General features: G+C 72.2%; 12 protein-coding genes and 2 pseudogenes. 5 read left to right on the top strand and 9 right to left on the bottom strand.

Annotated elements, in window-relative coordinates; translation table 11 throughout:
* The 5 genes from F3L20_RS17540 to F3L20_RS17520 all read right to left on the bottom strand — a co-directional run bounded on the left by F3L20_RS17540 (position 1) and on the right by F3L20_RS17520 (position 5316).
* Positions 1-573, bottom strand: a complete 573-nt coding sequence (locus F3L20_RS17540; RefSeq protein ID WP_150155179.1) for a GNAT family N-acetyltransferase — start codon at positions 571-573, stop codon at positions 1-3.
* A 65-nt stretch (positions 574-638) separates the two neighbouring features.
* Positions 639-1859, bottom strand: a complete 1221-nt coding sequence (locus F3L20_RS17535) for a cysteine desulfurase-like protein (RefSeq protein WP_150155178.1) — start codon at positions 1857-1859, stop codon at positions 639-641.
* A 44-nt stretch (positions 1860-1903) separates the two neighbouring features.
* Positions 1904-3001 (bottom strand): AI-2E family transporter, encoded by a 1098-nt coding sequence (locus F3L20_RS17530; RefSeq protein ID WP_150155177.1) that lies wholly within the window; start codon positions 2999-3001, stop codon positions 1904-1906.
* A 146-nt stretch (positions 3002-3147) separates the two neighbouring features.
* Positions 3148-4353 carry a glycoside hydrolase family 64 protein gene (locus F3L20_RS17525; protein WP_150155176.1) on the bottom strand — a complete coding sequence of 402 codons (1206 nt, stop codon included), beginning with the start codon at positions 4351-4353 and terminating at the stop codon, positions 3148-3150.
* A gap of 132 nt (positions 4354-4485) precedes the next feature.
* Positions 4486-5316 (bottom strand): GntR family transcriptional regulator, encoded by an 831-nt coding sequence (locus F3L20_RS17520; protein ID WP_167534699.1) that lies wholly within the window; start codon positions 5314-5316, stop codon positions 4486-4488.
* Between the two features lie 335 nt (positions 5317-5651).
* Here F3L20_RS17520 and F3L20_RS17515 point away from each other — a divergent pair, with 335 nt between their 5' ends.
* The 4 genes from F3L20_RS17515 (at position 5652) to F3L20_RS17500 (ending at position 12418) form a co-directional block, all read left to right on the top strand.
* A complete protein-coding gene (locus F3L20_RS17515; RefSeq protein ID WP_150155174.1) occupies positions 5652-7079 on the top strand; it encodes a cellulose binding domain-containing protein in 1428 nt (475 codons plus the stop codon).
* Between the two features lie 213 nt (positions 7080-7292).
* Entirely contained in the window at positions 7293-10265 is a 2973-nt protein-coding gene (locus F3L20_RS17510) for a GH92 family glycosyl hydrolase (RefSeq protein WP_150155173.1), read from the top strand.
* Positions 10266-10348: 83 nt separating this feature from the next.
* Positions 10349-11101 carry an IclR family transcriptional regulator gene (locus F3L20_RS17505; protein WP_150155172.1) on the top strand — a complete coding sequence of 251 codons (753 nt, stop codon included), beginning with the start codon at positions 10349-10351 and terminating at the stop codon, positions 11099-11101.
* Positions 11102-11200: 99 nt separating this feature from the next.
* Positions 11201-12418 (top strand): PP2C family protein-serine/threonine phosphatase, encoded by a 1218-nt coding sequence (locus F3L20_RS17500; protein WP_206338791.1) that lies wholly within the window; start codon positions 11201-11203, stop codon positions 12416-12418.
* 11 nt (positions 12419-12429) lie between these two features.
* Here F3L20_RS17500 and F3L20_RS17495 read toward each other — a convergent pair whose 3' ends face one another.
* The 4 genes and pseudogenes from F3L20_RS17495 to F3L20_RS35300 all read right to left on the bottom strand — a co-directional run bounded on the left by F3L20_RS17495 (position 12430) and on the right by F3L20_RS35300 (position 16862).
* Positions 12430-13809 (bottom strand): GH1 family beta-glucosidase, encoded by a 1380-nt coding sequence (locus F3L20_RS17495; protein WP_150157384.1) that lies wholly within the window; start codon positions 13807-13809, stop codon positions 12430-12432.
* A gap of 32 nt (positions 13810-13841) precedes the next feature.
* Entirely contained in the window at positions 13842-14669 is an 828-nt protein-coding gene (locus F3L20_RS17490) for a carbohydrate ABC transporter permease (RefSeq protein ID WP_145824516.1), read from the bottom strand.
* A 5-nt stretch (positions 14670-14674) separates the two neighbouring features.
* Positions 14675-15590 (bottom strand): annotated as a pseudogene (locus F3L20_RS17485) (carbohydrate ABC transporter permease).
* An 11-nt stretch (positions 15591-15601) separates the two neighbouring features.
* Positions 15602-16862: pseudogene (locus F3L20_RS35300) on the bottom strand (ABC transporter substrate-binding protein).
* A 291-nt stretch (positions 16863-17153) separates the two neighbouring features.
* Here F3L20_RS35300 and yicI point away from each other — a divergent pair.
* On the top strand, positions 17154-19445 hold the full coding sequence (gene yicI / locus F3L20_RS17475; protein ID WP_150155170.1) for an alpha-xylosidase: 2292 nt from the start codon (positions 17154-17156) through the stop codon (positions 19443-19445).
* The last annotated feature ends 7 nt before the right edge of the window (positions 19446-19452 follow it).

The raw sequence follows: 19452 nt of genomic DNA, 5'->3' as shown, positions 1-19452 counted from the left end.
TCAGCGCAGGTCGAGCCGCATCAGCACCCGCGGGTGACCGGCCAGGACGGACGTGGTGTCGGCGGCGTGGGTGAAGCCGGCCCGCTCGAAGTTCTTGCGGAGCCCGGCGTACGCCATGGTCAGGTCGACGCGGGCGTCGCCGTTGTCGAGGGGATAGGCCTCGACGGCGGGGGCGCCCTGCGCGCGGGCGTACGCGACGGCGCCGGCGATCAGGGCGTGCGAGAGGCCCTTGCCGCGGTGGCCGGGGCGGACCCGGACGCACCACAGCGACCAGACCGGCAGGTCGTCGACGTGCGGGATCTTGCGATTGCGGGCGAAGGAGGTGTCGGCGCGCGGGGCGACGGCGGCCCAGCCGACGGGCACGCCGTCGTCGTGGGCCAGCACGCCGAGCGGGGTGTCCGAGCGGAGCAGTCCGGCGACGTGCTCCCCTCGTGCGGGACCTCTCAGTTCCCGGTTGAGCCGGGAGGGGATGCGGTAGCTCAGGCACCAGCAGACGTTCGCCTGCGGCGACTTGGGACCGAGTACGGCACGGACGTCCTCGAACTCCGTGGCCGGGCGGACGTCGACGCTCATGGGCCCACGATGTCATGCCCGGTCCGCCGGCGCCTCCGTACGAACGGCGCCGGCGGGCCCTGGCGTCAGTGCGCGGCCGGGGTCTCCTTCAGAAAGTCCGCCAGGCCGTCGAGGAGGCGGTCGACGTCCTCGTCGGAGGTGTAGGGGGCGAGACCGACGCGGAGGCCGCCGGTGTCCCCGAGACCGAGGTGGCGGGACGCCTCCAGGGCGTAGAAGTGGCTGGAGGGCGCGTGGACGTTCCGCCCGGCGAGGAAGCGGTAGGCGTCCTCGGTGCGGCGGCCGTCGAACGTGATCAGCAGGGTGGGGGTGCGCCGGGCCGCCCGGGAGTGGACGGTCACCCCGTCGAGGGCGGCGAGGCCCTTCTCCAGGCGGGCCCGCAGGCGTCCCTCGTGCTCCTCGATCGCCTCGTAGGCGGCGGCGAGCCGGGTCCTGCGGTCACCGTCCGGCAGCCCGCCGAGGCCGGCCAGGAAGTCGACGGCCGCGCGGGTGCCGGCGAGGAACTCGTAGGGCAGTGTGCCCAGCTCGAACCGTTCGGGCACCGTGTCGGCGGAGGGCAGCAGCTTGTCCGGGCGCAGGGTCTCCAGGAGCGCCGGGTCGGCGGCCAGCACGCCGTGGTGCGGGCCGAGGAACTTGTACGGCGAGCACACGTAGAAGTCCGCGCCGAGCGCCCGGACGTCGACCGGCGCGTGCGCCGTGTAGTGCACACCGTCGACGTACAGCAGGGCGCCCGCGTCGTGGACGAGGCGCGCGATCTCGGCGACCGGGGGTTCGGTGCCGATGAGGTTGGAGGCGGCGGTCACCGCGACCAGGCGGGTGCGCCCGGAGAGCTGGGCGCGGATGTGGTCGGCGGTGAGTTCACCGGTGGCCGGGTCGAAGTCGGCGCGGCGGACGGTGACTCCGGCGCGTTCGGCGGCCTGCACCCACGGGCGGATGTTGGCGTCGTGGTCGAGCCGGGTGACGACCACCTCGTCACCGGGCTGCCAGCCGGCGGCGAGGGTGCGGGCGAAGTCGTAGGTCAGCTGGGTGGCGCTGCGGCCGAAGACGATGCCCGCCGGGTCGGCGCCGAGCAGGTCGGCCATGGCGCGGCGCGCCTCGACGACGAGGGTGTCGGCGTGGCGTTCACCGGGCAGTTCGCCGCCCCGGTTGGACAGGGGCCGGGACAGGGCGGCGGCGACGGCCTCGATGACGGGCCGCGGCGTCTGGGTGCCGCCGGGGCCGTCGAAGTGGGCGGTGCCGGCGGCCAGCGCGGGGATCGCTTCGCGCAGTGCGGTGAGGTCGTACGTCACGGGGGGCTTCCTGTGGGTGCGGGTCGGACCGGGGTTCCCGGTGGTCAGGCGGCGGGGGTGTCGGGCGCCGGCGGCCGGGGCGGGTCGGAGAGCTGTTCGCGCAGATAGTTCCAGACGACCGCGACGAGGGCGGCGACGGGCACGGCGAGCAGGCTGCCGACGATGCCGGCCAGGCTGCCGCCCAGCGTCACCGCCAGCAGGACGACGGCCGCGTGCAGGCCGAGTCCGCGGCTCTGGATCATCGGCTGGAACACGTTGCCCTCGAGCTGCTGCACGACGACGATGAGGACGAGCACCAGCACCGCGTCCATCAGTCCGTTGGACACCAGCGCGATCAGCACGGCGACCAGTCCGGCGAACAGGGCGCCGATGATGGGCACGAACGCGGAGACGAAGGTCAGCACCGCGAGCGGCAGGACGAGCGGTACGTCGAGGATCCACAGGCCGAGGCCGATCAGCACGGCGTCGATGAGGCCGACGAGCGCTTGCGACCGGACGAACGCGCCGAGGGTGTCCCAGCAGCGGGCGGCCACGGCCGGTACGTCGTCGGCGAGCCGGCCGGGGAGCTGGCGGCGCAGCCACGGCAGGAAGCGCGGGCCGTCCTTCAGGAAGAAGAACATCAGGAAGAGCGCAAGGACGGCGGTGACGAGGCCGCTGAAGACGGTGCTCACCCCGGTGACGGCGGTGGTGGCGATGGACCCGGCGCTGTCCTGGAGGCGGGCGGTCGCGGCGTCGAAGGCGCCCGCGATCTGAGCGTCGTCGATGTTCAGCGGCGGGCCCTCGGCCCACTCGCGCAGCTTCTGCACGCCCTGGACGACGCCGTCCCCGAGTTCACCGGCCTCCGACGCGACGGGCACGGCGATGAGTGCCACGGTGCCCGCGCCGACCAGCAGGAACAGCACGGTCACCAGCGACGCGGCGACCGCGGGCCGCAGACCGCGGCGGCGCAGCCAACGGGTCGCGGGCCAGGTGAGCGTGGTGAGCAGCAGGCCGACTATCAGGGGCCAGATCACCGACCACATGCGCCCCAGCAGCCAGAGCGCCACTCCGGTCGCCACCAGGACCAGCAGCAGTTCGCCCGAGATGCGTGCCGAGGTACGCAGCGCGGCGCGGGTTTTCCCAGCGTTCAACGTGGCAGACATGAGGGCACCCTATGGTGCCCTGGCCGTCGTGAGTGATCGCGGTCCCCGGTGACGGGCACGGGCGGGCGGACGACCGGAGGTGGCGGCGCGTCCGTCGCGCGCCGCCACCGGGCCGGCTCAAGGGGCGGATGCCCGGGCGGGGCCGGTCAGTCGAACGGGTCGAGCGTCAGGGACGCCTGGCGCGGGTTGCCGTCGTGGACGAGCGACTCGTGGTGGCCCACGTCGTCGAAGGCGAAGCCGTAGGCCTTCCCGTCGGCCATGTGCGCGTGGACGATCCGCGCGTAGTGGTTGGTGACCGGTTCCTGGTAGAAGCCGGCGGCGCTCCGGTCGGGTTGGTGGGGGTTGGCGAGCAGCGTGGTGCGGTTGAAGCCCGCGCACAGGGTGCGTGAGATCGGGCCGCGCACCTGGTCGTTCGGTGCGTCCAGGAGCCGGTGGCAGCCGAAGACGGACGATGCGTCCGGTTTCTGGAAGGTGGTGGCGAGGTTGCCCGAGGTGTCGGTGAACCGCAGGACGCCTCCGGAGACCCGGCCGACGTACCGGACGTCAGGACGGTCTGCGAAGGGCGTGACGACCAGGTCGGTACCGGTGTACTTCTGCCAGACCCGGTTGACGTAGTCGTCCATGACGGACGCCGGGAGGGCGCCGGTCTCCACCCCGTACAGCGGGGACAGGGCGCGCAGCACGGTGCCGTCGGACCGGGTCTGGATCAGGTTCGCCCAGCCGCCGGACTGTCCTCTGAGGGCGTTGAACACCCCGTTGTAGCCGCCGGGACGGAGCCGGCCGGCGCTCACGGTGGTGCCGTCGCCGCGGTGCACCCCGACCGTGTAGGGCGCGGAGAACATGTCGACCTGGGTGCTGTTGATCCACAGTCCGTCGTCGTTGAGGGTGTACTCCGACCAGTTGAACAGGATGTCGCGGTTGGGGTCGGTGGGGTTTTGCACGGCGGGCTGCACCAGGCCGCCGGTGGTCAGCCGGAAGTCCATCTTCCGGCCGTAGGAGAAGTAGATCCGGCCGGAGAACTTGGGGACGCGGATGGTCGTGGACTGTCCGGGTGCCGGGCCCGGTATGGAGGCGTCGGGTGCGGGGGTGGGCGGATTGCCGCCCGCGGGCCAGGGGTGGAAGGTGCCGTTCGCGTCGGCCCAGCCCTGGCGGCCGGTGGAGAGCTGGGTGCCGAGGTTGTACAGGTGGACGGGCTCCGCGCGGCCCGAGTTGTTGGTGACGGTCAGGGGGATGGTGTCCGGGACCGCGGCGTGCGCGGGGGCCGGGACCCCGGTGGCGAGCCAGGTACCGCCGAGCGCGGTGGCGAGGCCCAATGCCACGGCTGTGAGGCGGCGTCCGAAGGTCTGCAGCATGCTCCTGCTCCGTTCGACTGTGGCCGGGAAACGTAGTGAGAGCGCTCTCAGCAGCGTCTCGCCTTGGTATGGACCTGTCAACGGTTCGGGAGGTGGTGGTTCCGCGTTCATCCACCGCGCGGCGCGGCTGCCTCAGTCGCGCTGCACCACGCCGTGCGCCGAGAAACTGACCGGGCCGCGGGAGGGAAGGTCGCCGGGCGGGAAGCCGGGGTGAGGCCCGGGAAGCGGTTCCGCCCGCTCCCCCGCGCCCGTCCGCTCCTCCGCCGGCCCCAGCGCCAGCCGGGAGACGATGCGGTAGCGGTCGCCCCGGTAGAGGGAGTGCACGTACTCCACCGGGCGCCCCGCGGTGTCCGTGGTGAGGCGCTCGAACAGCAGCGCCGGTGACAGCTCGGGCACGTCGAGCAGGGCCGCCTCCGCCCGGGTCACGACCGTCGGCTCGATGGACTGCACGGCCTCGCTGACCCGCACAGCGTGCCGCTCCCTCAAATGTATGTACAGATCACCCTGTTCGAGTTCCGCGCCGGTCAGGCCAGGAACCAGGTCAGCCGGGACGTGCAGGTGCTCGACGGCCATCGGCACCCCGTCCACCAGCCGCAGCCGGGCCACGTACCGGATCCGGGCCGCCGGTGAGAGGCGCAGCCTGCGGCCCGTCCGGGCACCGGCGGGCACGGTACGGAACTCGATGATCCTGCTGGTCCACTCGCCGGAGGCGCGCGGCACGGTGAAGGCGCTGTGCTCCGGGACCAGTTCCTGGGTGATCTTCTCGGCGGCCACGAACATGCCCCGGCCGTGTTCGCGCACCAGCAGCCCCGCGACCACGAGTTCGTCGACCGCGGCCCGCACGGTGGGCCGCGAGACGCCGAGCCGGGCGCAGAGGGTGCGCTCGGAGGGGATGGCGTCCCCGGGGCGGCGGGCCTCGACGAGTTCGAGGAGCGCGTCACGCACCAGCTCCCGCTTGAGCATCGCGCCCGGGACGGCGGGATCGACGGCCACACGGCCTCCCCTCCTCGTCGACCGCCCCGCAGGGAGCGGGTCTTGGGTCACTGGTATGCCCCTGACCTTAGCTGGTCCGGTCACCGCGGACACCGGCTGCGGATCGTCAATTCCCGTTGTCCCGCGTGGGGTTGACGCACACATTGGTCTATGCCACCTTCTCTCGACATCGACTGGTAAGGCCCGGCGGACAACTGGTCAGCCCTGAGGACCGGTCCGTCTCCGCGAGCCCCCGCCGTGCGGCACCCCACGCCTGCCGCGCGGACGACCCACCGTGCGCCACCCCCACCGTGAAAGGACCACGGATGCGTACTCGTCCCACCGGCCGCCGCGCCCGCGCGGCACTCGCCCTCACCGCCCTGCTGGGCGGCGCCGCCCTGACCGGACTTCCCGCCCCGACCGCCTCCGCCACCGCCGGCCCGCTCGCCGTGCAGTACCGCACCAGCGCCGCCGGGGCCACCGCCGACCAGAGCGAACCCTGGTTCAAGGTCCGCAACACCGGCACCGCGCCGGTGCCGTTGAGCCAGGTCAGGATCCGCTACTACTTCAAGGCCGACGCCCAGGACACCGCGTACCGCTTCGCCTGCTCCTGGGCGGTCGTCGGCTGCTCGGCCGTCACCGGCACCTTCGGCACACTCCCCCGGCCCACCGCGACGGCCGACCGCTACCTGGAGATCGGGTTCACCCCGGCCGCGGGGTCGCTGGCGCCCGGCGCCGACACCGGGGACCTGCAACTGCGTTTCCACCGCGCCGACTGGCGGTCGCTGCGGCAGAGCGACGACTACTCCTTCGGCTCCACGCGCACGTCGTACGCCGACTGGGACAAGGTGACCGCGCGGCTTGCGGGCGCCACCGTGTGGGGCGCGGGACCCGAGGGCGACGGCCCGACCGACCCCACGGACCCCACCGACCCGCCCGGTGAGGGCGGTCAGACGCTCTTCGACGACTTCGACTACTCCTCGCACACCGACCCGGCCCTCCCGGCGCACGGCTGGAGCGTGCGCGCCAACGCGGGCGGTCCCGGCGTACCGGGCGCGACCTGGGACCCGTCAAAGGTGACCTTCAGCTCCTCGGGCGGGAACTCGGTGATGGACCTGGAGACGTCCACCGCCGGCACGGGCGCCTCCACCACGCACACCGAGATCCTCACCCGGAGCATGAAGTTCGCGTACGGCACCTACGCGGCCCGGGTGCGCTTCTCCGACGCCCCCGTGTCCGGTCCGGACGGCGACCGCGTCGTGCAGACGTTCTTCACGATCAACGACCTCAAGGCGCCGATGGCCGACGACTACGCCGAGTACGACTTCGAGTACCTGCCCAACGGCGGCTGGGGCGAGCCGTCCTCGATCCTCTACACGACGTCCTGGGAGACCTACGACCCCGACCCCTGGCAGGCCGTCAACCAGCACAGCGAGAGCCGGCGGAGCTTCGCCGGCTGGCACGACCTGGTCGTCACCATCGACGGCAGCGGCATCACCTACTACGTCGACGGCCGGCACTTCGGCACCCACGACGCCGCGTACCTGCCCGAGCGGCCGATGTCGATCAACTTCAACCAGTGGCTGATCGACCTGGACGGACAGCAGTCGGCCACACCCCGCGCCTACCACCAGCAAGTGGACTACGTCCTGCACGTCAAGGACCAGGTGCTGACGCCGGACCAGGTCACGGCGAAGATCGACGCGTTCCGTGCCGCGGGCACCTCCTTCGTGGACGAGGTTCCCGCGTCCTGACGGCCCGTTCCGTCGGCCGGTCCCGCCCGTCGCGGGTCCGGCCGACGGGCCGTGCCGAGCGGCACGTGACTTCCCTCCGGCTTCATTCGATCGTCACCCGGGGCTTCCGCCGACGCGTCCGAGGCGCTGAACTGTGGGCCGCGGCCCCAGCACAGGGCCGCCGCCGGACAACGTTGTCAGCAGCACCTCACGGAAGCAGGGAACACCACCTTCATGTGGAGAGCCACCGAGCCGCCGACGCCGCCGACGCCCCGTCGCAGACCGACGGCGCTGCGTCGCACACTGCTCACCGCCGCCCTGATCCTCGGCGCGACGGCCGCCGGACCGGCCCCGGCCACCGGGGCCGCCGCCTCCCCGGGCCACCGCGACATCGCGGCGTTCGACGCCGTCGACCCGTTCATCGGCACCCGCCTGGACACCTCCCAGAACAAGGGCAACAGCGCCTACGGCAACACGTATCCGGGCGCCACGGTCCCGTTCGGCATGGTCCAGTCCTCCCCCACCACCTACCGCACCTCGGACGGGGACCAGAAGGGCGGATACGAGTACACGGCGGACAGGATCCGCGGCTTCGGGATGACGCGGCTCTCCGGCACCGGCTGCGAAGGCCGGTTCAGCGGCTTCGACTTCCCCGTGCTGCCCTACACCGGGGCGCTGCCCTCCGGCGCCCTGCCCACCAGTCCCGCCGACCGGATCACCGACTACTACCTGGGCTTCGACCACGCCGATGAGAAGGCCGACCCGGGCTACTACTCCGTGGACCTCGCGGGCGGCGTCCGTACGGAACTCACCGCGACCACGCGCACCGCGGTGAGCCGGTTCGCCTTCCCCGCGAACGGCGGCTCGACGCTGCTGTTCGACGTCGCGGGGTCCAACAACCGCGTGTTCGGCAGCGAGGTGAAGGTCGACGGCAACACCGTGAGCGGCTGGGTGGAGGCCGCCTCGGTGTGCGACGAGGGCGGGCGCTACCGGGCCTACTTCTCGACCACGTTCGACCGTCCGGTGAGGTCCCACGGCACCTGGCAGGGCTCCGAGGTGCGCCCCGGGACGGACAGCGCCTCCGGCACCACCGTCAAGCACGGGACCGGCGCCTACCTGGTGTTCGACCGGGGCGCCCGGGTCACCGCGCGGACCGGCCTGAGCTACGTGGGCGTCGAGGGCGCCGCGCGCAACGCGGCCGCCGAGACGCGCGGCAGGTCCTTCGACGCGGTCCGTGCGCAGGCCGCCCGAGTGTGGCGGGACGCCCTGGGCACCGTGCGGGTGGACGGCGGGACCCGGGACCAGCGGGTGACCTTCTACACCGCGCTGTACCACGCCCTGCTGCACCCGAACGTCTTCGACGACGTCAGCGGGGAGTACCGCGGCTACGACGGCACGGTCCACCGGGTCCGCCCGGGACGCCACCACTACGTCACCTACGCGGGCTGGGACATCTACCGCAGCCAGGCCCAGCTGGTCGCGCTGCTGTTCCCCCAGGTCGGCAGCGACATCAACCAGTCGCTCACGGACATGGCGCGGCAGACCGGCACCTGGCCCAACTGGCCGCCCCTCAACCAGTCCCAGCAGAAGATGAGCGGCGACTCGCTGCAGTCGGTGGTCGCCTCGATCGACGCGTTCGGCGGGACGGACTACGACCGGCACGCCGCGCTGGAGTCGATGCGGTCGACGCAGACCCTGCCCGCCGACACCTCCCTGCGCCGGCACGCCTACCAGTACGCGACGGTCGGCTTCGTCGAGAACCGCAAGGGCGACTCGGCGACCTCCAAGACGCTCGAGTACGCGGTGGACGACTTCGGTATCGCGCAACTGGCCAAGCGGCTGGGCGACACGGAGACGTACGACCGGTTCATGGTGCGGGCACAGAGCTGGCAGAACCTGTTCGACGACGTCAGCGGGCACATCCGTCCGCGTGACCGGGCGGGCTTCGACCGGGGCTTCGACCTCGGTGAGCGGGGCAACCAGTTCGAGCAGGCGACCGGCTACCAGTACGGCTGGATGGTGCCGCACAACGTGGGCGCGCTGGTCGAGAAGCGGGGTGGCGTGGAAGCCGCCCTGCGGGACCTGGACGAGCACACCCGTGAGCTGGACGCGGGCGTGTACGGCACGAAGGGCGCGTACCTGAGCAACCAGCCCAGTTTCACCATGCCTTTCGTGTACCACTGGCTGGGCCGGCCGGACCGCACGGGCGAGGTGCTGCGCCGGGCGGTGGACGAGATGTACGGCACCTCGCCCTCGGGGCTGCCCGGCAACGACGACCTCGGCTCGCTGAGCAGTTGGTACGTGTGGGCGAACATCGGTCTGTTCCCCGCCGTGCCGGGCACCGCGGACCTCGCGGTGAGCAGCCCCGTGTTCGAGCGGGTCGTGCTGGACAGCGCCGACAGCCGGCGCCGGATCACCCTGGACGCCCCCGGGGCCGCGCGGGCGCACCACGTGGCGGCGCTGAGGGTCGACGGGCGGGCCACCACCCGCTCCTGGCTCCCCTCGGAGTTCGCCCGCGAGGGCGGCAGGCTCACCTTCCGGATGGCCGCGCGGCCCGGCGCTTGGGGCACCGGTGCGCGGGACGTGCCGCCGTCGTACACGGACGGCACCGACGCCCGGAACAACGTGGGCACCACCCCGGACGGACACGGCGGGCTGGGGTCGCTGGACCTCAGTGACAACTCGCTGTCGAGGGAGCGGCTGGCCCAGGCGGGCGCGGCACCAGGTGCGAGGCTGCCGCTGGGCGACACCGGGATCGAGTTCGTCTGGCCCGACGCCGGGCCGGGCGAGCCCGACAACTGGATCCCGCACGGCCAGCGCGTCCCGCTCGGCGGCCGGCCGGCCACGGGGATCTCCTTCCTGGGCCTGGCCACCAACGGTCCGGCGCAGGGCAGCGCGGTGGTCGAGTACACCGACGGGTCCACGCAGACGGTGCCGGTCGGGTTCACCGACTGGACACCCGGGACGACCTACCAGTTCGGGAACGAGCCGCTGGTGACGACGACCGGCCGCAACCGGGCCGCGGGCGGTTCGGACACCGCGCAGACCAAGGTGTTCGGCACGCGTCCCGTGGCGCTGGATCCGGCGAAGCGGGTGGCCGCCGTGGTGCTGCCGACGGGTACCGACCGGGGGGTGATGCACGTCTTCGACGTGGCGCTCACCGACCGGCCGCTGCCGGGTGCCGGGCGGGACGGCCGGACCGGCTGACCGGCGTGTGAGGGGACGTCCTCGTTCCGGACGGAGCGGGGACTTCCCTTGCCGTCGGCGGGCCGCTGCCGCAGGCTGGACGCATGGGTGCGAGCCCGACGCTCATCTCCTCGGTGCAGCGGGCCTTCCGGCTGCTGGAGGCGGCGAGCGCCCACGAGAACGGCGCGCCGGCCAAGCAGCTGGCGCGGGAGACCGGGCTGCCCCTGGGCACCGCCTACCATCTGCTGCGCACCCTGGTGCACGACGGCTACCTGCGGAAACTCGACGATGGCGGGTTCGTGCTGGGAGACCGGCTGCAGTCCCTGCACTCGGGCGGCCTGGGCCAGACGATGATCGGCCGGGTACGGCCGGCCCTCTCCGCGCTGCGGGACGAGCTGTCGAGTGCCGCCTACCTCACCTTGTACGAGGACGGCGAGATCCGGGTCTCCGAGATCGTGGACGGTCCGCGCGCCCCACGGGTCGACCTGTGGGTGGGTTTCGAGGACGCGGGGCACGCCACCGCCCTCGGCAAGGCCGTGCTGCGGGAGCTGGACGACGAGGAGCGCAAGGACTACCTGTCCCGGCACACCCTGAACGACCTCACCCCGCACACGGTCACCACGGCCGTGGAGCTGGTGCGCCGACTGGAGACCGCCTCCCTCGCCCCGGCCATGACGGACCTCGAGGAGTACGCGCTCGGCACGGTGTGCGTGGCGGTGCCGGTCCACAGCGGCAGCATGCTGGGCTCCATCGGCGTGTCCATGCCCCGCAGCCGGCTCGACCGGCTCGACGAGATCCGCGACCGGCTCGTGCCCACCGCCGGCCGGATCACCCGCACCCTTTCTCTCACTATGTGAAAATCATTCGCTTGTGATACCGGGCACCATCACCTTTTCTTGAAAGAGCACGCATTTCGGACACGCGCGCAGCGCAAAGGTGAGGACACCGGACAGCACATGAGTCACGCCCGTCAGCATGGACGCGACCGTTCGCCGATACGGCCCTACTCACGCGGAAGCAGGCGTTCCTGGTCGCCCCGGGCGCGAGCGGTCGCACACTGGGCCGCCGAGACGTCGGCCCTCCCCGTGCTGATCGTCTCTGTCATCGTGTGCATCGACCTGCTCGCCGGCACCGGGCGCATCTGGCTTCCCCTGCTCGCCACCGGTCCCGCGCTGGCGGCCGCCACCAGCAGGCCCCGGGGTGTGCTGGGCGTGGGACTCCTCGCCTCGCTGCTCGGCGCGGGGATCGCCTACCGGCACGACATGGCCTTCGCGCACCTGGCCGTCGTGCTCGCCGCCCTGGTGACCGTCACCTTGGCGGGCGCCCTCGCCAGCACCCTGCGGGCCCGCCGTGAGCGGGTGCTCGCCGCGGTGCGCTCCGTCGCGGAGACCGCTCAGCACGCCCTGCTGCAACCGGTGCCCGAGACGGTCGGCCCCTTCCAGGTCGCGGTGCGCTACAGCGCGGCGGCCGCCGAGGCCCGGATCGGCGGCGATCTGTACGCGCTCGTCCCCACCCCGTACGGCGTGCGGATGATCGTCGGCGACGTACGGGGCAAAGGGCTGCCGGCCGTGGGGACGGCCGCGCTGGTGCTCGGCGTGTTCCGCGAGGCGGCGTACGACGAGCCGGACCTGCTGGACGTGGTGTGCCGGATCGAGCGGAGCCTGGCCCGCAACCTGGGGGGCGACGACTTCGTGACCGCCGTGGTCGTGGGCTGCCCGGGGACCGGCCGGCTTGAGATGGTCAACTGCGGTCACGCTCCCCCGCTGCTGATCCGGGACGCCGAGGTGGCCGCCGTCGAGACCGACCACCCCGCGCCGCCGCTCGGACTGCGCGCCCTGTCGGACGACTCCCCCCGCCTGCAGGTGATGCCCTTCGGCGACGGGGACCAGCTGCTCCTCTACACCGACGGCGTCACGGAGGCGCGCGACGCCGACCGCGCGTTCTACCCCCTGCCCGAAGGGCTGGCCCGGCACCTGTGCGACGAGCCGGAGCGCACCCTGGCCGCGCTCCACGAGGACCTGCTGGACCATGTGGGCGGGCGGCTCCACGACGACGCGGCGCTGCTCCTGCTGCGCCAGCCGGCCGTCACAGGAGCCGGGGAGTCCGTCACAGAGGCCGGGAAGTCCGTCGCGGTGCGCCCCACGGCGGACGTGGACGACGCCACGGCCGCCTGAGGCGCGTGGCGTCAGGACCGCTGGGCGGCGATCATGCGCCGGTACCAGTGATAACTGTCCTTCGGGGTGCGCCGCTGGGTGTCGTAGTCGACGCGGACGATGCCGAAGCGCTTGTCGTAGCCGAAGGCCCACTCGAAGTTGTCCAGCAGGGACCACACGTAGTAGCCGCGCACGTCGACGCCGGCGTCGATCGCGGCCCGCAGCGCGGTCAGGTGGTCGCGGAGGTACTGCACGCGGGCCGTGTCATGCACGGCGCCGTCGGCGGCCACCTCGTCGTCCTCGGCGGAGCCGTTCTCCGTGATGTGGACGGGCGGCAGCGCGTCCCCGTACTGCTTCCCGAGGTCCATCAGGAGGTCGGTGAAGGTGGCCGGCGCCACCGGCCAGCCCATGGCGGTGCGCCGGACGCCGGGCATCGGCTCCTCCGTGTACCGGTTGTCGGTCGCCACCCGCAGGGCGATGTCGCTCTCCCGGTGGGGGGCGTCGGCCACGACGATCGGGCGATAGTAGTTGACGCCCAGGAAGTCCAGCGGCTGCGCGATCAGCTCCAGGTCGCCGTCGCGGCGGAAGTCCTGCCCGGTGATCAGCTCGCCCCAGGTCTCCTCCTCGGTGTCCGGGTAGCGCCCGGCGAGGATCGGCTCCGTCCACACCAGGTTGTGCAGGGTGTCGGCGCGTACCACCGCCGCCCGGTCGGCGTCGGAGTCCGTCGCGGGCAGGTGGTGGTCGAGGTTGAGGGTGATGCCGGCCTCACGCACCCCCGCCGCGCGCAGGGCCCGTACGGCGAGGCCGTGGCCGACCAGCAGGTGGTGGGCGGCGGCGAGCGCGCCCCGGCCCTCCTGGGCGCCGGGGGCGTGACGGCCGACGGAGTAGCCGAGGAAGGCGCTGCACCACGGCTCGTTCAGGGTGATCCAGCGGGGCACCCGGTCGCCCAGGTGGTCCGCGACGACGGCCGTGTACTCGGCGAACCGCTCCGCGGTGTCCCGCACCCGCCAGCCGCCCCGGTCCTCCAGGGCCTGCGGGAGGTCCCAGTGGTAGAGGGTGACGGCCGGCTCGATGCCGGCGGTGAGGAGTTCGTCGACCAGCCGGGAGTAGAAGTCGAGACCCTTGGGGTTCACCGGCCCTGAGCCGTCGGGCACGATCCGCGGCCAGGCGACGGAGAAGCGGTACGAGCCGACGCCCAGGTCGCGCAGGAGCGCCACGTCCTCCGGGTAGCGGTGGTAGTGGTCGCAGGCGACGTCACCGGTGTCGCCGTTCGCGACCCGGCCGGGGGTGCGGCTGTAGGTGTCCCAGATCGACGGTCCGCGTCCGTCCTCCCGGGCCGCTCCCTCGATCTGGTAGGAGGCGGTGGCGGCGCCGAAGACGAAGCCGGGCGGGAACCGGGGGAAGTCGCTCATGCGGGTCTGGTCCATCTCGGTGTGTGCGGTGGTCACTTGACGGAGCCCCCGGAGATCCCGGCGGCGATGTACTTCTGGGCGAGGACGAGGAGGATCGCGGCGGGCACGGCGGAGAGCACGGCCGCGGCCATCACCGAGCCCCAGTCCCCGACGTGGGCGCCGATGTACTGGTAGATGCCCAGGGTGATCGGCTTGACGTCGTCCGTGGTGTTCAGGGTGAGGGCGAACATGAAGTCGCTCCACGCGAACAGGAAGGCGAACAGCCCGGAGGTGATCAGCGCGTTGCGGCTCATCGGCAGCACCACGCGCAGGAACACCCGTACCGGTCCGGCCCCGTCGATCTCGGCGGCCTCGATCACCTCGCCGGGGATGGACACCATGAAGGAACGCATCAGCACGATCGAGAACGGTATGCCGAGCGAGGCGTCCGCGAGCATCAGGCCGGCGTAGGAGTTCACCAGGCCGAGGTCGACGTAGGAGTTGTAGAGGGCGTTGGCGATGACGATGCCCGGCACCATCTGGGTGATCAGGGTGCCGAAGACCATGGTGCGTGAGCCGCGCAGGCCGAAGCGGGCCAGTCCGTAGGCGGCGGGCGCGGCGATCGCGAGGCAGATCGCGACCGCGCCGACGGACACCAGCAGTGAGGTCAGCAGGTTGGTGCCCTGGTCGGAGACGGCCTTGGAGAAGCCGGACAGGTCCAGGCCGGAGGGCACCGGGTCGACCTGGAGCAGGCCCGACTCGGGCTGGAGCGCGGTGTTGAGCATCCAGTACAGCGGGAACAGCATCACCGCGAGGACGAGCAGACCCGCGACGGTGGAGCCCCAGCGGCGGCGGGGCGCGGTGGGTGCCTGTGCGGCCATGTCGGTCACTTCCCCTCGGTGCGGTTGGCCCGCAGGTAGAACACCGCGAACACGGCGGAGATCAGGATCAGGACGTTGCCGACGACCGCGCCGGCGCCGAAGTCCAGCTCCACGAAGGAGTTCTGGTAGGTGAGCGTGCCCAGGGTCTGGGTGGCGTCGGCGGGGCCGCCGTCGGTGAGGGCGAGGATCAGGTCGAGGATCTTCACCGTCGACATGAAGCCCAGCACCAGCACGACCGTGATCACCGGCTTGAGCATCGGCAGGGTGACGGAGCGGAAGGCCCGCCAGGCCGAGGCGCCGTCCAGGGAGGCCGCCTCGTACAGCTCCCTGGGGATCTCCTGGAGGCCGCCGTAGAGGATGACCATGTTGAACGGGATGCCGATCCAGACGTTGACCAGGACGACCGAGAGCAGCGCCATGTCCGGGCTGGTGAGCCACGGGGTGTGCCCGGCGAGGCCGAGGGTGTCGAGGAAGCTGTTCAGCACGCCGGTGTCCTGGTCGAGGATGCGGCGCCAGACGATGCCGGACACCACCATCGGCACCAGCCAGGGCAGCAGGATCAGTGACCGCAGGACGCCGCCGAGGGGGAAGCGGCGGTTGGCCGAGCAGGGAGCCCGCCGTGAAGACGAGGGTGTGCCACAGGGCCTTGCCGAAGAGGGCGTCGCGGAAGACGGACGACCAGTTGTCGGCGCCGTTGAAGGGGGCCTCGCCGGTGAAGAAGGTCTTCGGCGTGTAGTGCTGGAAGCTCATCACGACGTTGCGGACGAGCGGGTAGCCGAAGAACAGCAGCATGAAGACGACGGCGGGCGCGACGAAGCCCCACTGGGCGAGCCTGCGGCGCCGGCGGGCGCGGGCCGGGTCCGGCGCGGCGGTCTTCGCGGGCGCGGCGGACGGCGGGGCGGTGACGGTGGACATGGTCATGGGGGCGTACCTCAGTTCCCGCTCGTGGCCCGCTGCTGGGCGCGCTTCAGGGCGGCCTCGCTGGACTGGCCGGTCAGGGCGGACTGGAAGGCGCTCTGCAGGGCCAGGGAGACGGCCGGCCAGCCGGCGCCGAGCTGCGCGGTGCGGGAGCGGGCGGCGGCGACCTGGTCGGCCAGCGCGTCCAGTTCGGGCACCCGCGTCCGCCACGCGGCGGCGGCGCGTTCGTCGGCGGGGACCATCCAGCTGTTCAGGGCGTACGTGAGCTGTTCCTTCTCGCTCGCCAGGCAGGCGACGATCCTGCCGGCCATGCGCTGGCGCTCCGTGTCCCCGGTGCGGGGCACGGTGAGCACGGCGCCGCCGAGCGGCCCCACCGAGTCCGCGCCCGCGTCGGGCACGGGGATCTCGGCGATGCCCCAGTGCAACGACGGATCGCCGTTCAGGGTTTCGACCTGCCAGGGGCCGTTGATCATCATGGCGGCGTTGCCGGCCATGAACTGGTCGTTCACGTCGGCCTGGGTCCAGTTGACCGTGGACCGGGAGAGCGAGCCGTCCTTGAGCAGCGCCTTCCAGAAATCGAGCGCCTCGGCCACCTCCGGGCTGTCGAGGTGCCGTTCGTCGCCGCCGTTGGACCACATGAACGGCGTGAACTGGAAGACGCGTCCTCGGCGCCGCCCGCGCTGAGCGCCACGCCGTAGCGCTTGCCGCGGGTGAGCTGCCGTGCCGCGTCCCGCAGTTCGTCCCAGGTGGCGGGGACCCGGATGCCCGCCTCGTCCAGGACGTCCTTGTTGTAGAAGAGCGCGAGCGTGTTCACGGAGCGGGCCGCGCCGTAGTACGTGCCCCGGTAGGAGCCGAAGTCGACGATGCCGTCGGGGACGTGCTCGGTGGACAGGCCGAGGGAGCGCAGGTCGACCAGCCCGCCGGCCTCGGCGAAGGTCGGCATCTCGGAGGCGTCGAACTGCACGACGTCCGGCAGCGACTTGGACGAGGCCATGCGCAGCGCCTTCGTCATGACCTGGGACGCGGGGACGCTCTGCTGCTCGACGGTGACCCCCAGCTGCTTGCCGCAGCGGCCATCGCCTCGGCGTCCCAGCGGTGGTAGGTCTCGTCGGTCGAGGAGTTGAGGACGGTGTACACGTCGTCGTCGCGCTGCTCCGCGCAGCCGGCCGTCAGCGCGGCCGAGGCGACGAGGACCGCGGCGGTGGCCAGCGAGGTGACGGCTCTGCGTGCGCGTCCGCGCGCAGGACGTGCGGCAACCGTTGGATGTGCTGTCACGGTGGGTGCCCCTGTGTGGGACCGGCTCGGCGTGGGCCGGGCCGGCGGCTCTGTGGGATGACTGGTGAAGCGCTTCGACAACGGGCCGCCACAGGCGGGGTCTCGTCTGACGCTGCACCGGGGTGTAATTTGTTTTGCCTGGTTACTAATACGCCAGCGAGAGTCGGTCGCGCTAGCCCCCAGCGACATCTCTCCAGGGCCGGGGCGTGACAGGTCCTACGGGTCCTGTCATAGTTCCTGGTCAGAGGTTCCTCTCGCATCTCCCCCGCCCTCCCGATTCCGAGGAAGACCATGAAATTCACCGACGGCTTCTGGCGCATCCGCGACGGCGTCCAGATCTCGTACGCCACCGAGGTGCGAGATGTCCGCGCGGAATCGAAGCGCTTCACCAGCTATGCGTCGACGAAGACGGTGACGCGCCGGGGCGACACCCTCAACGCCCCGCTGGTCACGGTCGAGTGCTTCTCCCCCGCCGAGGGCGTGGTCGGCGTCCGGGTCACCCACCACGCGGGCAGGCGCCGCCCCGGCCCCGATTTCGCCCTGGCGGGCGTGGCCGAGGGCGCGGGCGAGGTGCGCCGGGACGGCCCCGTCACGGAACTGACCAGCGGTCCCCTGACCCTGCGTCTGGACGGGGACGGCACCTTCGGGCTGACCTTCCTCGACCCGGACGGACGGGAGTTGACCCGGGCCGGCGCCAAGAGCACCGCGTACGCCACCACCGGCGACGGGGCGCACCACGTGCTGAGCCGGCTGTCCCTGGGCGTCGGGGAGCACGTCTACGGCCTGGGGGAACGCTTCACCCCGTTCGTCAAGAACGGCCAGACCGTCGACGTGTGGCAGGCCGACGGCGGCACCAGCAGCGAACAGGCCTACAAGAACGTCCCGTTCTACCTGTCCTCGCGCGGCTACGGCGTCTTCGTCAACCACCCGGGGGCCGTTTCCTTCGAGGTCGGCTCCGAGTCCGTCGGACAGGTGCAGTTCAGCGTCGAGGACCAGTCGCTCGAGTACTACGTGATCGCGGGCCCCACGCCCAAGGAGGTCCTCGGCCGCTACACGGCCCTCACCGGCCGCCCGGCGCTCCCGCCGGCCTGGTCGTTCGGCCTGTGGCTGAGCACCTCGTTCACCACCTCCTACGACGAGGCCACCGTGACCTCGTTCGTCGACGGCATGGCCGACCGCGGCATCCCGCTGTCGGTGTTCCACTTCGACTGCTTCTGGATGCGCGAGTACCAGTGGTGCGACTTCGAGTGGGACCCGGAGGTCTTCCCGGACCCGGAGGGCATGCTGGCCCGGCTGAAGGACAAGGGCCTGCGCGTCAGCGTGTGGATCAACCCGTACATCGCGCAGAAGTCCCCGCTGTTCGACGAGGCCGCCGCGCTCGGACACCTGGTGCGGCGGCCGGACGGCGCCGTGTGGCAATGGGACCTGTGGCAGGCCGGCATGGGGCTGGTCGACTTCACCAGCCCGGACGCCCGCGCCTGGTTCCAGTCCAAGCTCAAGGCGCTGCTCGACCAGGGCGTGGACTGCTTCAAGACGGACTTCGGCGAGCGCATCCCGACGGACGTCGTCTGGCACGACGGCTCGGACCCCGAGCGGATGCACAACTACTACACGCACCTGTACAACCGCACGGTGTTCGAGCTGCTGGAGAAGGAGCGCGGGCAGGGTGAGGCGGTCGTGTTCGCCCGGTCGGCGACCGCCGGCGGGCAGCAGTACCCGGTGCACTGGGGCGGGGACTGCTGGTCGTCCTTCGAGGCGATGGCGGAGTCGCTGCGCGGCGGGCTGTCCCTGTCGCTGAGCGGCTTCGGCTTCTGGAGCCACGACATCGGCGGGTTCGAGGGCACCCCCGACCCGGAGGTGTTCAAGCGCTGGTTGGCCTTCGGCCTGCTGTCCTCGCACAGCCGGCTGCACGGCTCCACGTCGTACCGGGTGCCGTGGGAGTTCGGCGACGAGGCGGTGGACGTCGCCCGGCGGTTCACGCTGCTCAAGCACCGGCTGATGCCGTACCTGTACGGCGCGGCGGCCGAGGCGCACCGGACGGGCGTGCCGATGATGCGGCCCATGATGCTGGAGTTCCCGCGCGATCCGGCGTGCCGCCCGCTGGACCGCCAGTACATGCTGGGCCCCGACCTGCTGGTCGCGCCCGTGTTCAGCGCGGACGGCGAGGTGGAGGTGTACCTGCCCGCGGGCACCTGGACGCATCTGCTCAGCGGCGAGCGGGTGGCGGGCCCCTGCTGGCGCACCGAGCGCCACGGCTACGACAGCCTGCCGCTGTACGTCCGTGAGGGCGCCGTGCTGCCGCTGGCCGACGACGACTCACGGCCGGACGGCGACTGGCTCGACGCGCCGGTGCTGCTGGTCCACCCGCCGGCCGCATCCGACTACGCGGCGGAGGTCACCGTGCCGGACACGGCGGGGCTGCCCGCCGCGGCGTTCCGGGTACGGCGGGACGGGGACCATCTGCGGGTGACGGCCTCCGGCACGGACCGCCCGTTCACGGTACGCGTCCCGGGCGGCGCGGAGGCCACGGGCAGCGACGAGGTGACGCTGCCGCTGGGTGACGGTGCCGCTGCCGCTGGATGACGGTGCC

The sequence above is a fragment of the Streptomyces tendae genome (assembly GCF_008632955.1).
Taxonomy (GTDB): Bacteria; Actinomycetota; Actinomycetes; order Streptomycetales; family Streptomycetaceae; genus Streptomyces.
Note: the sequence above shows the minus strand (reverse complement) of the source record. Positions and strands in the feature narration are given on the sequence as shown.

Excerpts from the sequence above, each read along its gene's own strand:
- F3L20_RS17510 (WP_150155173.1), top strand. The coding sequence starts at position 7,293 with ATGTGGAGAGCCACCGAGCCGCCGACGCCGCCGACGCCCCGTCGCAGA.
- yicI (WP_150155170.1), top strand. The coding sequence starts at position 17,154 with ATGAAATTCACCGACGGCTTCTGGCGCATCCGCGACGGCGTCCAGATC.
- F3L20_RS17490 (WP_145824516.1), bottom strand. The coding sequence starts at position 14,669 with ATGGCCGCACAGGCACCCACCGCGCCCCGCCGCCGCTGGGGCTCCACC.
- F3L20_RS17530 (WP_150155177.1), bottom strand. The coding sequence starts at position 3,001 with ATGTCTGCCACGTTGAACGCTGGGAAAACCCGCGCCGCGCTGCGTACC.
- F3L20_RS17495 (WP_150157384.1), bottom strand. The coding sequence starts at position 13,809 with ATGAGCGACTTCCCCCGGTTCCCGCCCGGCTTCGTCTTCGGCGCCGCC.
- F3L20_RS17540 (WP_150155179.1), bottom strand. The coding sequence starts at position 573 with ATGAGCGTCGACGTCCGCCCGGCCACGGAGTTCGAGGACGTCCGTGCC.
- F3L20_RS17500 (WP_206338791.1), top strand. The coding sequence starts at position 11,201 with ATGAGTCACGCCCGTCAGCATGGACGCGACCGTTCGCCGATACGGCCC.
- F3L20_RS17525 (WP_150155176.1), bottom strand. The coding sequence starts at position 4,353 with ATGCTGCAGACCTTCGGACGCCGCCTCACAGCCGTGGCATTGGGCCTC.
- F3L20_RS17505 (WP_150155172.1), top strand. The coding sequence starts at position 10,349 with ATGGGTGCGAGCCCGACGCTCATCTCCTCGGTGCAGCGGGCCTTCCGG.
- F3L20_RS17515 (WP_150155174.1), top strand. The coding sequence starts at position 5,652 with ATGCGTACTCGTCCCACCGGCCGCCGCGCCCGCGCGGCACTCGCCCTC.
- F3L20_RS17520 (WP_167534699.1), bottom strand. The coding sequence starts at position 5,316 with ATGCTCAAGCGGGAGCTGGTGCGTGACGCGCTCCTCGAACTCGTCGAG.